At 66.8% G+C, this 13,126-nt stretch carries 10 protein-coding genes, 1 tRNA gene and 1 pseudogene; 5 read left to right on the top strand and 7 right to left on the bottom strand.

All coding sequences use genetic code 11. From position 1 onward, the window contains the following. Window positions 1–36: 36 nt before the first annotated feature. Complete coding sequence (locus Pla123a_RS20295; protein WP_146590414.1) at window positions 37–360, bottom strand: DUF6793 family protein; 324 nt, start codon at window positions 358–360, stop codon at window positions 37–39. 330 nt (window positions 361–690) lie between these two features. Between Pla123a_RS20295 and Pla123a_RS20290 the strand changes: the two genes are divergently transcribed. From Pla123a_RS20290 to Pla123a_RS20280, 3 genes are all read left to right on the top strand, one after another. Next, a tRNA-Asp gene (locus tag Pla123a_RS20290) sits at window positions 691–764 on the top strand. Window positions 765–878: 114 nt separating this feature from the next. Beyond that, a complete protein-coding gene (kdsB, locus tag Pla123a_RS20285; RefSeq protein WP_146590412.1) occupies window positions 879–1,628 on the top strand; it encodes a 3-deoxy-manno-octulosonate cytidylyltransferase in 750 nt (249 codons plus the stop codon). Between the two features lie 104 nt (window positions 1,629–1,732). After that, window positions 1,733–3,181 (top strand): vWA domain-containing protein, encoded by a 1,449-nt coding sequence (locus Pla123a_RS20280; protein WP_146590410.1) that lies wholly within the window; start codon window positions 1,733–1,735, stop codon window positions 3,179–3,181. Window positions 3,182–5,718: 2,537 nt separating this feature from the next. On the opposite strand, the gene Pla123a_RS25365 is transcribed toward Pla123a_RS20280, so the two are convergent. Together Pla123a_RS25365 and Pla123a_RS25360 are read right to left on the bottom strand one after the other, a co-directional pair. Further along, complete coding sequence (locus Pla123a_RS25365; protein WP_391542894.1) at window positions 5,719–6,528, bottom strand: hypothetical protein; 810 nt, start codon at window positions 6,526–6,528, stop codon at window positions 5,719–5,721. A 58-nt stretch (window positions 6,529–6,586) separates the two neighbouring features. Next, window positions 6,587–6,835 (bottom strand): annotated as a pseudogene (locus Pla123a_RS25360) (FHA domain-containing protein); the annotation flags it as partial. A gap of 652 nt (window positions 6,836–7,487) precedes the next feature. On the opposite strand from Pla123a_RS25360, the gene Pla123a_RS20270 reads away from it, so the two are divergent. Beyond that, complete coding sequence (locus Pla123a_RS20270) at window positions 7,488–7,931, top strand: TraR/DksA family transcriptional regulator (RefSeq protein WP_146590406.1); 444 nt, start codon at window positions 7,488–7,490, stop codon at window positions 7,929–7,931. A 124-nt stretch (window positions 7,932–8,055) separates the two neighbouring features. Beyond that, window positions 8,056–9,198, top strand: coding sequence for a S1C family serine protease (locus Pla123a_RS20265; protein ID WP_231956572.1), 1,143 nt, complete (start codon window positions 8,056–8,058; stop codon window positions 9,196–9,198). A 26-nt stretch (window positions 9,199–9,224) separates the two neighbouring features. On the opposite strand, the gene Pla123a_RS20260 is transcribed toward Pla123a_RS20265, so the two are convergent. The 4 genes from Pla123a_RS20260 to Pla123a_RS20245 form a co-directional block, all read right to left on the bottom strand. Continuing rightward, window positions 9,225–10,820, bottom strand: a complete 1,596-nt coding sequence (locus Pla123a_RS20260) for an amidophosphoribosyltransferase (protein ID WP_146590404.1) — start codon at window positions 10,818–10,820, stop codon at window positions 9,225–9,227. A 118-nt stretch (window positions 10,821–10,938) separates the two neighbouring features. Then, complete coding sequence (locus tag Pla123a_RS20255) at window positions 10,939–11,379, bottom strand: hypothetical protein (protein ID WP_146590403.1); 441 nt, start codon at window positions 11,377–11,379, stop codon at window positions 10,939–10,941. 116 nt (window positions 11,380–11,495) lie between these two features. After that, entirely contained in the window at window positions 11,496–12,662 is a 1,167-nt protein-coding gene (gene proB, locus Pla123a_RS20250) for a glutamate 5-kinase (protein ID WP_231956571.1), read from the bottom strand. Between the two features lie 94 nt (window positions 12,663–12,756). Continuing rightward, window positions 12,757–13,065: a putative quinol monooxygenase gene (locus Pla123a_RS20245; protein WP_146590401.1), complete on the bottom strand. Its 309-nt coding sequence runs from the start codon at window positions 13,063–13,065 to the stop codon at window positions 12,757–12,759. Between the last annotated feature and the right edge of the window lie 61 nt (window positions 13,066–13,126).

The raw sequence follows: 13,126 nt of genomic DNA, 5'->3' as shown, positions 1-13,126 counted from the left end.
GAGCCGCCTGCCGAATAAGTCAGGCGGCGTGAGGGGCTACCAGCCCATCACCATGTTCGACTCGATTACCTTGCGTGCCTGCTCCAAGTCAACGCCCGTTTCGTGCATGTAGAGGCGGATCGCGTGGACCTTGTCGCCCTCGGCCTTGGACAGGCAGTCACGGGCCGTGCTGCAGGGGTCAACGGGACTCTGGATACCGAGAGCGCTCTTCGAAATCACCCAGGTGTCGCGGGGCCGCTTGGTAAGCCGCTTGACGCTTTCCTGCGGATAAGCGTCGGCGACGACGCTGCTCGCCTCGTCGGCGTCGTTGGCCCAGCTGATGATGATGTGGTTGTCGGTTTCAATCTCGAAGAGCGGCATGGCAGAACTCCTTCTTGCAAGGCGGGCCAGCGGAATCACCAGTGTGGCGGTCCCGGAGCGGGCACGCGGGCAGAGCCATAACGGGGCGGGACGACTCCCGCTCCGCCCTGATAGTAAAAAACCGGCGCCTGTTACGTCAACTTGCGGGGCGGTCAATGGCCCGCATGCCGTGGGATTCCGCACGCAATTAGGGCAATTATTGGGGCAGAATCGGTTACTCCAGGGCGGTCACGCCAACTGATAACCAGAGCAGGCAGCAGCGGTTGACGTTCGGCCACCCCCGTAGCTAAACTACGACTCTCGCGATTGGGGGCTCGCCCCTGGTAACGGGGCCCTGTAGCTCAATTGGTTAGAGCACCGGACTGTCGATCCGGAGGTTGCGGGTTCGATCCCCGTCGGGGTCGCTGCGATTCAGCGATGAGGGACGCTCTCTGAGAGCGTCCCTTTTTTTATTGGCCACGGCGAATCCTGTAGTCGCGGCATTTTTGGCAACCCTAGCAAGAGATTCGGCGCGGACTATGCCTGCTACGCTCGCCGTAATTCCCGCCCGCCACGCCTCGAGCCGCTTGCCCGCCAAGCCGCTCGCCCTGATCGCCGGCCGGCCGATGGTCGAGTGGGTGCTCCGCAGGACCGAGGCCAGCGGCGTTTTTGACCGGGTGGTAGTCGCGACCGACCACCAAGAAATTGCCGACCTGGTCAACCAGCTGGGCGGCCAAGCGGTCATGACCTCCGCCGACTGCCAGACCGGCACCGACCGGGTCGCCGACGCCGCCCGGCAGTTCCCCGAGGCCGAGATCGTCGCCAACGTGCAGGGCGACCAGCCGTTCGTCGAGACGGAAATGCTCCGGGCCCTGGTCGCGCCCTACCTGGCAGGCGAGACGCCCGACATGACTACCGTGGCGACGCGATTCGGCACCCAGGACCAGTTTGAAGGACCGAGCGCCGTCAAGGTGATCCGTGACGCCCGCCGCCGCGCCCTCTACTTCTCACGCTCGGTGATTCCCCACGGGTCGAAATACGACTCGGGGCACTCGCTCCATCACCTCGGCCTGTACGCCTTCCGTGCCGAGTTTCTGCAGAGCTTCTGCAAGATGCCGCAGACCCCGCTGGAGCTGTGCGAGAGCCTAGAGCAGCTCCGCTGCCTGGAGAACGGAAATTCGATCTACGTGTCCGAGGTCGCCCGCCCCGTAATCGAGGTCAACACGGCCGCCGAGCTCGAGCAGGCCAATCAGATTGCGGAGCAGGAACGGCTGACTCCCAACGGCTAAATTGGGTTTCCTGGCCCAAATTGTTTGAACCAGCGGCAGGCCGCAATTAGACTGGCAACCTGTTCAGGCGTTGTTCCCCGCCTTTAGCCTAGTCTTCCGCTCCCATGGCCACGCCCCCAGACGGCGCCGCGCTGCGCAACCGCGCCGACCTGCTGCACGACACGCGGGTCAGGCTTGCCCGGCTCGAGATCGAAACCCACCGCCTCCGCGCCGAGCTGGCCCGACTCGAGGCCCACGGCGAGGACGAAGCCGCTGCGCGCCTCACCGAGCAGCTTGCCCGGCAGCAGGGCAGAATCGACCACGACCGCCGCTTGCTCGACGACGCCCCCGCCGTCGTCGCGGCCGGGATCTCAAACCCTGAGGCGGCGCCGGCCGCCCAGCCCTCGGGCCACACCGCCAGCGATCCAGCGTGGGACCGGTCCCCCGCGGAGTTCGAGGTCCCCCCGCGCGGCCATCATGCCAGTCAGCCCCCACGAGGATTCTCGGCGAAGTCTCCGCACGGCAGGCACGGCCGACAGCGTCGTCGCGTCAAGTCGGAATGGGCGGTGAGCCTCGCCGCGCACCTCGCGCTCGGTGCGGTGCTTGGGTTGGCAAGCTTCGCTCTGCCGATCCAAGACCCCCCATTCCTCTTGGCTAGCGTCGCCGACTCATCCGACGACTACGAAGACTTTGTCGAGATCTCGCTCGACACACTCGACCCGACAGAGTCCCTGGTCGAGCTTGAGCCGCTCGCTACCGAGCCCGTGCTCACCGTCGAACCCGACGACATGGCCCCGTCACTCGACGCCGCGTTGACCGAAGCGTTTTCGTTGCAGCCCGCCGTCGCTGAGGCCCTGCCGGCAGACGCCATTGGGTTGATGTCCGGCGGTGTCGGCACGGCGGCAGGCGAACGCGGGGCAGGAGGCCCGGCGGGGAGTGGGGCAGGGGACGCGCAGTTCTTCGGCGCCCGCTCACGCGGCAACCGATTTGTGTTCGTTGTCGACAACTCGGGGAGCATGACCGGCGGCCGGATGGAGACCACCGTCTTCGAGCTGCTGCGGTCCATCAGCGCCATGACCCCCAAGCAGGAATTCCACGTCCTGTTCTACAGCGACCAGGTCTACCCCATGTTCTTCCCCGAACCGGCCCCGCGGCTGGTGCCCGCGACCCGAGCCAACCGCCAAAAGCTGGAGCAGTGGCTGATGTCGGTGCAGATGTGCAAGGGCGACTGCCTGGCCGACGCGATGGACTACGCCGCGGAACTCGACCCACACGTCGTGTACCTGCTCAGCGACGGCGGCTACCTCTTCAACGGCAGCGGGGTGAATCGCAAGCCGTCTCGCAAGCTCAACCGGCTCACCGAGGAGACCCTCGACTGGCCCTTCACCGTCCACACGCTGGGGATGACCGTCCGCAGCGCGGACTCGGCCGAGGGGCTCGCCATGATCGCCAATGCCCACGGTGGCGTGTTCACCCCGGTGGGCGTCCTGCCGGCCGCCGCCCAATTGGCCAAGCAACAACGGATCCCCTACAACCGCACGCCCGGTCCGGTTTGGGGTAGCCAAGTCCGTTGAGCCAGGCGGCGCCCCGGCGGGCGGTTACTTGTTAATCGGCAGCTTATCACGGCTGACAACCTCTCGGACGGCGCCGTCGTAGGCGCCATCGCGGACCGATCGCAGCAGGTGCGACAGCGACCGGAAGACCCACACACCGGACAGCAGCAGAGCGAACGCCCCACCGATCAGCTGGGTGCTGAACACCGACGGAGCCGATGTGATCAAGTACCCGCCGCTGACAAACGCGATGCCGGCGATCACCAGGTTGGCGACCGACTGCTCGCGGCTCTGCTTCGAAGCCGCCACGCCGATCGCCTGCCTCGCCGAGTCGTTCGCTAAACGCCGGAGCGAGGCCATGTCGGTGGCCGCTTCGGGTTTCTCACGCCGCTTAATGTCTTCTAGGTTGATCAGCGACGGCGCGGGCTGCTCTGGAGCCGGTTCAGGCGCGGCGCCCGCAACCCGGGTCGGCTGCTGGGTGCTCGGTCCGGACTTTGCTTTCGCCGGAGCAGTCGCCGGGGAGGGATCGCCCCCACGCATCCGTTCCATGAGCCTGACCATGTACGCGTCGATGTCTTCTTCTTCGTCTCCCGAACCACTCGAAGAGAGCTCTTCGGCAACCGCGACCGGCGTGGGCGCCGGCGCCATCGGTTCAGCCTCAGGCTCGACCGGCTGCTCGTCGTCCTCCGGAAGCAGGTGAGCGTACTTTTCGTAGAACGAGACTTGCTCTGGCGGCCCCTGCGGCTCTGGCTGCTCGTCGCTGCCGGCGGCTTCTGCATCGTCCGTCAGATCGTCGTCACTTTCACCGTCGTCGCCCAAGAGCCAATCGGGGACCGGCGTGGGGCCGGACTTGGCCGCAGGAATCGGGGCTTCGCCCTCATTGATGTACTCGGTCAGCGGACCACGCTCGGCATGCTCACCAAGCTCGGGCTCATCGCAGGAATCCCCTTTCACCGGGGACTCAACGCTGGCGACAGGCTCAGTGTCAACATCGACCGGCGGCTCCCAATCGGCAGCCGGTTGATCGTCGCCCGTCTGCTCGCTTGCAGCAGGGGCGGCGCCCCACGGCGATGCTTCGGGCGCGGGGAGCGGCGTCGGAGCCTCGGCGGCGAACGCTTCGACGCTCGGTTGCTCGTCTACTGCCGGTGACGCGTTGGTCTCGCCCCAAAGCGGTTCCTCTTCAGCAGGGGCAGAGTCCCCTGCGAGCGGAGCCTCCCACGCATCTGCCGGGGAGTCGCCTTCGTCGACCGGCGGGGTCGGCTCATCCGCTTCGTCTGGCGTTTGGGGAGCATCCGACGCGCGTTCGATGTCCCACAGGTCAGTCGCAGGTGAGCACGGTGCTTCATCGTACGCTGCAGCGGGCTCGGCGTCGCTCGTCGCGTCGGCCGCTAGCGACGAGACGCTCCACGCCACTGCGTCGGGCTCCTCACCCTCAATGCAGACTTGCTCTACGGTCTCGCAAGCTTCCTCCCTAGGGGCCTGCTCGTCCAGGTTGGTAGACCACATCGATTCGCCAGGGACCGTGGCCGCCGTGGACTCGGGCTCGGCAGTCGCCGAGGGCGACTCTTCGGCCGAATCGTCCTGCAGCGCCGATGCCCACAGCGAAGACGGCTCTGGGCCGGCTTCGGTCTCGCCAGCCTCAGGTTCGACAGCCTCAGGTTCGACAGCCTCAGCTTCGACAGCGGTCGACGCGTCCCAGTCGGCCGCGTCACTGACCGGCGCTTCTGACTCTGTTGTTGCGAGGTCGACACTCCAATCTTCGCCGGCCGCATCGGACGGATGGTCTGCCTCCTGCTCGCTAGTCGACAGCTCTGCAGCCGCCGGGCGGAGCTCCAGCTGCTGCTGGGCAGCGGCCAGTTCATCGGTGAGCGTCTTGCGTTCCGACTCCCAGCCCTGGATCGCGGCAGTAAGCTCGGCGATCTGAGCGCCCTGAGTCGCGAGTTGATCGCGGAGCTCCTGATTGATCGACTCCTGATCCCCCACCGCGGTGCGAAGCCTATCCAGCTCTTCGTCCTGCGACTGCTTCTCGGCTTCGAGGCCCGAGTACAGGGCGTCCCGCTCCGCGAGCGAAGCCTTCAGCTCCTCGACACACGCGGCCAACTCGGCGCTGCGGGCCTTGCTTGTTTCAAGCTCGTCGCGTGTCGTCTGACTCGCGGCCCGCTCTGAACGCAGGCCCTGCACGATGCGCTTAGCTCGATTCCTTACGGCCTGAATCTGATCCCTCGCGTGGAGCATCACGGCCAGGTTGACCGGGTGCGGCGCGGGTTTTGATTCGGGCGCGGCGGTGGCGCGAACGCCCTCGGATGTCGCGGCGGTGTCGACCGCCTGCCAATTGACATCGGTGTAGAACTCAACCTCGCCGTCTGCTGCGCACAACTCCGGCTGCGGCGACTCGCAGGCGTTGACGGCCTCGTCGCAAACCTCTTGAACTTCTTTCGGGCGGCTGGCGGCTAGACCGCACTGGTCCCGGGGCGCGTCTTCGGCCTCCGGCTCAACCGCAGCACCGAGCTGCTCTTCCCGATCCTCGACCGCGACTGCCACAAGGTCGTCGCTCCCCGCTAACGGGTCCGCGGCCGGCTCGGCCTGGCCGGCGATTGCAGCCTCGTCAACCGGTTCTTCGTCAGCCGGTTCTTCGTCAACCGGTTCTTCGTCAACCGGTTCTTCGTCAACCGGTTCTTCGTCAACCGGTTCTTCGTCAACCGGTTCTTCGGCGACTGGTTCTTCGGCGACTGGTTCTTCGGCGACTGGTTCTTCGTCGGCCGTTGTTTCGCCGGCGTGTTCTTCGCAGGGCGGTTCGTCAAGCGTTGCGGACGGCTCCTCGAGCCCCTCGGCAACGACGGACCACACGTCTTCGCTAGCGGTTTCTGCGTCCGCGCCAGACGGTACGGTCGGTGTGGTGTCCGCGGCAGAGCTTGCATCGTTCCACGGCTTAAGCAGGTGCGGCGGAACGGGGAACACGCCCGCAAAGGGTGACGCCGCCTGCTCGTCGACGCTATCAGCTTGTTCGCCTGCCGGCTCCGTGAGATCCGCTGACTCTCCAGGGTCGGTCTCAGCGACCTGCCAACCCTCCGGGCCATGGACGGGTTGCGCAGCGGCGTTGTCGAGCGGGGGTTCGGCCAGGTCGCCCTCGTGGGCCGATCGGTCGAACCCAAACGGCGCCGGCTCTTCTTTGTGGTCCAGGACGTCGCACGCGGTGTCCGAAGGCTCGTCGTCGCTCTGCTCCCAGCCGCCGTCGAAATCTTGATTCCCTTCCGCCACCTCGGCAGGGGCCGCTTGCCCCTCATCCGCGAGCGTGTCGGGCTCGTCAACCGGGCTCTTGTCAACCGGGCTCTTGTCAACCGGGCTCTTGTCAACCGGGCTCTTGTCAACCGGGCTCTTGTCAACCTGGCTCTTGTCAACCTGGCTCTCGTCAACAGGGCTCACGTGCAGTTCAATCGGCCCGATCGACAGGCAATCGCCCATCCGCAACGCAGACTCGGTGAAGCTGGCTCCGTTGAGCTTGGTCCCGGGCGACCATCGCCGCACCGTAAGCCCCTCGGCACTCTGGACAATCACGCAGTGCAGAGGCTTCAAGCCCGGACCGTCAAGCCGGAGGTCGCACTTGGGCCCGGCGCCGACGGTCGTCGAGCCTTCCGGCAGCAAGTACCCCACACCTCGGTCATCGGCCGAGAGCATTATTGCTCCAGCAAGCGCCGCTAGGGGGCGGGGATCGACTTGGGTTTCAGTAGACATCGGGGCGTCGTCTAGGAGGGGTAGGGGCAGGGGGCCCGCCGTCGGGACGGGGACGCCGGCCGGCAGATCCGACAAAATCACTCAGTGATGTAGCTTTCTGCACTGCGCCGGTCAAAACGCCACCCCGCCCCGGGAGGGTGCGGACGGCCCTATTCCAGGATCGCTCAATCGACCGTGCCGATTCCTCCGATTAGAGAGGCGGCTTGGCGGCGCGTGGAATCCGCGGCCGCCCAGATTGTCCACCGACCGATTCCCGCTAAGAGAGGCTCGCTCTGTGCCGCGGGAGGAGGCGAACCTCAGGAAATCCCGAGAGATTTGGCCGCCGCCGGCGAGCCGACGGTCACTATCTGGGGTTTACTGAACAAGCGACGACCCATTTTCGGAAAACTGCGTACTATAGTTTGGTTGTTGCCAGGGGCGAGTCGCCCACGCATCAATCGAATTTACCCACATTGAGAGGGTGAGGACTTGAGGCCGAGGAGGGCCCGGTTCCTTTCCCTCGAACACGAGGCGGCAGACGGCGCGTCCCCCAGTTTTCCACCGTGCACCACTCGGAGCCGGGGACAGACCGCCAGACCAAGCAAGGTGAATGGCTATGGCACGCAAAGACTCCATCCTGAAGATGCGCGATCTGCTCACGACGCGCCGCGACGCTCTCCGCAAGGCTTTGGCCGGCGACCTAAGCATGCTCCAGCAACTCCGGGAGCAGATCGGCGGCGACGTCGTTGACTTCGCCCTGGACGCCGCCCAAGACGAGATAAACTCGCAGCTGGCCGAGGCGGAAAGCCGAGAGCTGAAGCACATCGAGCACGCCCTGACCCGCATCCGCGAGGGCTCCTACGGCAAGTGTGAGGTCTGCGCCACGAGCATCCCGATGGCCCGCCTCAACGCGTTGCCGTACGCCACCATGTGCATCGATTGCCAGCGGGCGTCGGAGGACGGCACGCTGGAAGACCGCCGCGTCGAAGACTGGGGCCGGGTGGTTGATGCCGGCTATTCCGAGGCCGACGCGACGATCTCCGATTTCGAGGTGCAGTAGGCCCTCGGCTGCTCCGTTCGGCGGGTTATACTCCCACAGAACGGACCGCAACCAAACAGCCGTCGCGGGTCCCTGGATCCCGGCGGCTTTTTTCGTAAGCAGAACCGCACCCCTCACCCACCCCATGCCGCAACGCCCCCGTCTCACCGCCGCGACCGCGCTGACTGCCATCCTGGTCGGCGGCATGCTCGGCAACGCGGCCCCACCCGCCGCGGCGCAGCCCGCCGTCAGCACCACCGACGCGGAGCGGGACCTGCAGTTCGAGGCCCTCGCCCGCGACGTCGAGGCGATGGACCGGCTGCTCGGGCTGGTCAAGCGCGTTGTCAAATTAGTGACGCCTTCGGTCGTTCACATCGAAGCCCGGCCGATCCGCGAGCTGCGTGTCCGCAGCGACGTCCAGGAGGCGGGCTCGGGCGTGGTGGTGCAGTTCACGCCGGGCGGCGAGAAGTTTGTGCTCACCAACCGACACGTCATCAAGAACTCCTCCGAGCCGCACATCCGTGTGCAGCTGCACGACGGCCGCCGCATCAGCCCAACGCAGATCTGGAGCGACCCGCACACCGACGTCGCCGTGATGCGGGTTGACGCCTCGGACCTGGTTGCCGCCCGGCTGGGCGACTCCAACCTGATGGAGATCGGCGACCCGGTCCTGGCGGTCGGCAGCCCATTCGGCCTGAGCCAGAGCGTCACCCGCGGGATCATCAGCGCGAAGGGCCGCTACAACCTTGAGCTGGGCGAGGGCGAGGTCAAGTACCAAAACTTCCTGCAGACCGACGCCGCCATCAACCCCGGCAACAGCGGCGGCCCGCTGATCAACATGCGGGGCGAGGTGATCGGCCTCAACACGGCGATCGCCAGCAACTCCGGCGGCAACGAGGGCATCGGCTTCTCCATCCCGGTGAACATCGCCACCCGCATCGGCGAGCAGCTCACCCGCACCGGCGAGGTGCACCGCGGCTACCTCGGGGTTAAGCTCGACGCGTTGTTTGACGAGCGGCGGGCCCGGGCCGCGGGGCTGTCCCGCCTGGTCGGCACCCGCATCAAGAGCATCGAGCCCAACTCGCCCGCCGAGGTAGCCGAGCTCAAGCCCGAAGACATCATCATCGAGTACAACGGCGTCCGCATCGACGACGACGACCACCTGATTAGCATGGTCAAGCTGACCGAGATCGGCCAGGAGATGGACGTGCTCGTCTTCCGCGACGGCCGGCCTGTCCGGACCCGGGTCCGGATCGGCGACATGTCGCAGTTCAGCCTGACGGAGTAACCCGGCTTGCCGGCCCCCTCCAATCCCTAGCCGTTGCGGTGCGCCGCCTCGTAGGTCCGGCTCGCCGACTGCTCGGCCGTTGGGTCTTCGAACCCGCCGGCCTTCTCCACGGCAAGCTCGTAGAGCTGCTGCCCGCAGGCGGTCGGGTACTGGCCGCTGATGCAGGCCTGGCAGAGCTCGCCCGGGGGGCGTCCGACGGCGCGGGCGATCGACTCGACCGGGAGGTACCGCAGGGAATCGGCGCCCAGCTCATCGGCCATCGCCTTGAAGGCCGCCTCGCTGCCCTCGGCGTTCTTCAGGAAATGCGGCGCGAACAGCTCCCCGATGGTCGACATGTCGATGCCGTAGAAGCAGGGCGCCACGATCGGCGGGCACGCCACGCGGACGTGGATCTCCTTCACGTGGCCCACGGTGCGGAGCCGGTCTATCAGCACCCGCATCGTGGTCGAGCGGACGATCGAGTCCTCGACCAGCAGCACCCGCTTGCCCTCCAGCACCTCGCGGAGCGGCGTGTACTTGCTGGCGGCCTTGGCGTAGCGGGCGTCGCCCCCCTCGATAAAGGTGCGTCCGGAGTAGCGGTTCCGCATGAGCCCCTCGACGCTCGGCACGCCGAGCGCGTACGCCATCGAGTCTGCAGCGGCCTTGCTGGTGTCCGGCACCGGCACGACGATCGTGTCGTCGTCGATGGTGAGGTCTTCGAGCTGGGCCAGCTCCTCGCCGAGGGCCTTACGCGACAGGTAGACGCTGCGGCCGTCCATCGTGCTCGCGACATTCGCGAAGTAGATCCACTCGAAGAAGCAGTGCGCCCGGCTCGGCTTGTCCACGAACGGCTGGATGTCGAGCTTGCCGTCGGAGATCACGATCGCGTGCCCCGGCTCGAGGCTGCGGATGTTGCCGGGGTCGATCCCCAGGTTCAGGAGGGCCACGCTCTCGCTGGCCGCCGCGAACAGCGAGTCCTGCACCGCGTAGCTCATCGGCTTGATGCCGAGCGGGTCGCGGGCGATGAGCAGCTCGCCAAGGGCGTTGATCATCGCCAGCGTGTACGCGCCGTCGAACCGCCTGGCGGCCCCACGCATCACCTCCAGCAGCGGCTGCCGCTTCTCACCCGCCAGCTCCTTGGCGAGCTCGTGCATGATGATCTCGGTGTCGGTCGCCCGGGTGATGTGGTGGTCGTCCTCGGCCAGCAGCTGGTCGCGGAGCTCGGCGTAGTTGGCCAGCTGCCCGTTGAAGGCGAAGCTGAACCACTTGCGTTTCTGCAGGTGCCGGCGTTCGAACGGCTGGGCGTAGCTGACGTCGTCCTTGCCGCAGGTGGCGTAGCGGACGTGGCCGATCGCCGCCGGGCCGGAGTACCGCGCCATCAGGGCGTCGGCCTTCTCTTTGTGGCTCAGGCGGAACACCTCGGTGACGCTGCCGAGCTCGCGGTAGCGCTCGATCAGGTGCTTCCGCTCCGGGTTGAACGACGCCATGCCGGCGGACAGCTGGCCCCGGTTCTGGATGTCCAGCAGCATCCGGGGGATCAGCCGCGACGCGTGGCTGGGGCCCTGCGTTGGGCAGAGGGGGCTCTGCGGGCCGGGCAGGTGGTACACGGCCGCGACGCCGCACTCGTGGCGCAGTTCGCTCATAGCTGCTAATCAACGCCAGAGGTCAAACCGGCGCTTCCGAGAATTTTGCCCACTGTCGGCCGCCCCGCTTCCTCACGGTCGGCGCTGAGCCGACATTCTACGGGCCCGCCCGACGCGATTACAGCCCCGCCCGCGCCTGCTCCAGTTCTAGGTGCAGCAGCCGCAACCGGTCGTAGTGGCTCCGCTGCTGAGCCATCAGGTCCTGCCGCAGGTTGTCGCGCCTCAGCCCGGCCCGCAGCAGCGCCAGTCGGGTGGATTCAATCGTCAGCACCAGCGGCCGGCCCGTGGAAAACTTGTCGAACGGCTCGTACTCCCGCAGCAACCGCTCGAGCGAAGCGGCCTCGGCCTCGGCCAGCTTCAGCTCTGATTTCAATCGACGGAGCTCGGCCGGGTACTCGACATTCTCGTACAGCTGCAGGCGGAGCGCCGCGATCTCGATCCGACGCTGCGTGTCGTAGGCGGTTTCTGCCTGCGCGGATTGGCCAACCGCCGACCAGGCCAGGGCGGCGGTCAGCAGGACGGCGAGGCGGTTGGGCGAGCGGCGGGGCAGGGCGGTCATGCGTGGGGTCGCTGTGCGAGGAGTCTGGCCAGAACCTCCAGCCTAATCACCACGCGCCGCCCAGCAACAAGCAACCCGCCCGCGTCCTCACCCGCGTCGCAACCGCTACCACCGGACTAGGCCCGCAGCACGGTCAGGTTGTCGCGGTGCACCACATCGTAGTACGACCAGCTGCCGAGGATCTCGCCGAACCGCTCGGTTGGCTCCCCCATCACCTGGCGCACATCATCAGACCCGTAATTAGTCTGCCCCCGCGCGAACTCCTCGCCGGAAGGCCCCACCAGACTGACGACATCCCCCTTGTCAAAGTTCCCCTCGACACCGGTGATCCCCACGGCCAGCAGGCTGCCGCCCTCCTCGGCGATGGCGTGCTCGGCGCCCGCGTCCAGCCGCAGCTTGCCCTCCGGGTGCACGCTCCAGCCGATCCACCGCTTGCGGTCGCGGACCGAAGCGCCGGCCGCGATGAACAGCGTGCCGATCGTCTCGCCGGCCAGGATATCCCGCAGCACGTTCGGCCGTCGGCCGTTGGCGATCACGACGTTCTCGCCCGCCTCGGTCGAGATCTGCACCGCCTGCAGCTTGCTCGCCATGCCGCCGGTCGACAGCCGCAGGCCTTCGTTGCTCGACTCGCCGGCGTGCTCGAGCACTTCGTCCAGCTCCCGGACCAGCGGGATCACCTTCGAGCCCTCGTCCTTGGGGTGGCCGTCGTACAGGCCCTCGACGTCGGTCAGCAACACCATCAACGGCGCGCGGATCAGGTTCGTGACCAACGCCGCCAGGCGGTCGTTGTCGCCCATCGACCGACGCAGCTCCTCGACCCGGACGGTGTCGTTCTCGTTGACGATCGGCACCGCCCCGTACTCGAACAGCGCCCGCAGCGTGTTGCGGGCGTTCAGGTACCGGCGGCGGTCGTGCATGTCGTCGGCGGTCAGCAGCACCTGGGCGGCGTGCAGGCCGTGCTTCTCGAGCGCGTGGTTGTAGCACTCGATCAGGCAGCTCTGCCCGACGGCCGCGGCGGCCTGCAGCTGCGACAGGTCGGTCGGCCGCTCGGTCAGGCCGAGCCGGCCGATGCCGGCCCCGACGGCGCCGCTGCTGACCAGCACCACATTGCGGCCCTCGGCCCGCAATCCAGCGATCTGATCCGCAATCGACGTTATCTGTCCCATGTCCAGCTGCCCATCGGGGCCGGTCAGGGTGCGGGTGCCCACCTTCACGACAATCTTGTCGGCGATGGCGGCAATTTCTTGGCGGACAGCGTTCAGCATCGGGGCAGCAGCAGACACGGGGGAGGCAGACTCAGGCGGGGGTGATGAGGCGGGGATCGGCGTCCGTTCGCGTTCCCAGAGCCCGCATCATAACAAACCCGCGGATCGCTTTTTAGGCGGGCTTCAGCGCTAGCAGGCTGACGCCGGCCGACATTTCCGCGGTTTCTTGGCGGAAGGCCTCCATGTGCGGGGCCGCCAGGTGGGCCTCGAGCGCCGACACGCTCTCCCACTTCTCGACTACGATCACCGCATCGGAGCCCGCCATCTGCTGGACATCCATACCGGTCGGCTCGTCGATGGCGGCGCCGTACTCGATGCAGCCCTCCTCGGCCTGCACGACCGGAGTCAGCTTGGTAAAGATCTTGAGGAACTCGTCGCGGACGCCCGGCTTGAGCGAGAGGGTCGCAATCACGTGGATCATTCGATCGGTTCTTCTTGGTAGGAAAATTGGGGGAGTCGGAGGCCCGGCGGCCGCGGTGACC

The sequence above is a fragment of the Posidoniimonas polymericola genome (assembly GCF_007859935.1).
GTDB lineage: Bacteria > Planctomycetota > Planctomycetia > Pirellulales > Lacipirellulaceae > Posidoniimonas > Posidoniimonas polymericola.
The sequence above is the reverse complement of the archived record's forward strand: the minus strand, read 5'-3'. Positions and strand labels throughout refer to the sequence as shown.

Bases quoted from the DNA above. Each gene is read 5' to 3' on its own strand.
- Pla123a_RS20295 (WP_146590414.1), bottom strand. From the start codon at position 360: ATGCCGCTCTTCGAGATTGAAACCGACAACCACATCATCATCAGCTGG.
- kdsB (WP_146590412.1), top strand. From the start codon at position 879: ATGCCTGCTACGCTCGCCGTAATTCCCGCCCGCCACGCCTCGAGCCGC.
- Pla123a_RS20280 (WP_146590410.1), top strand. From the start codon at position 1,733: ATGGCCACGCCCCCAGACGGCGCCGCGCTGCGCAACCGCGCCGACCTG.
- Pla123a_RS20270 (WP_146590406.1), top strand. From the start codon at position 7,488: ATGGCACGCAAAGACTCCATCCTGAAGATGCGCGATCTGCTCACGACG.
- Pla123a_RS20265 (WP_231956572.1), top strand. From the start codon at position 8,056: ATGCCGCAACGCCCCCGTCTCACCGCCGCGACCGCGCTGACTGCCATC.
- Pla123a_RS20260 (WP_146590404.1), bottom strand. From the start codon at position 10,820: ATGAGCGAACTGCGCCACGAGTGCGGCGTCGCGGCCGTGTACCACCTG.
- Pla123a_RS20255 (WP_146590403.1), bottom strand. From the start codon at position 11,379: ATGACCGCCCTGCCCCGCCGCTCGCCCAACCGCCTCGCCGTCCTGCTG.
- Pla123a_RS20245 (WP_146590401.1), bottom strand. From the start codon at position 13,065: ATGATCCACGTGATTGCGACCCTCTCGCTCAAGCCGGGCGTCCGCGAC.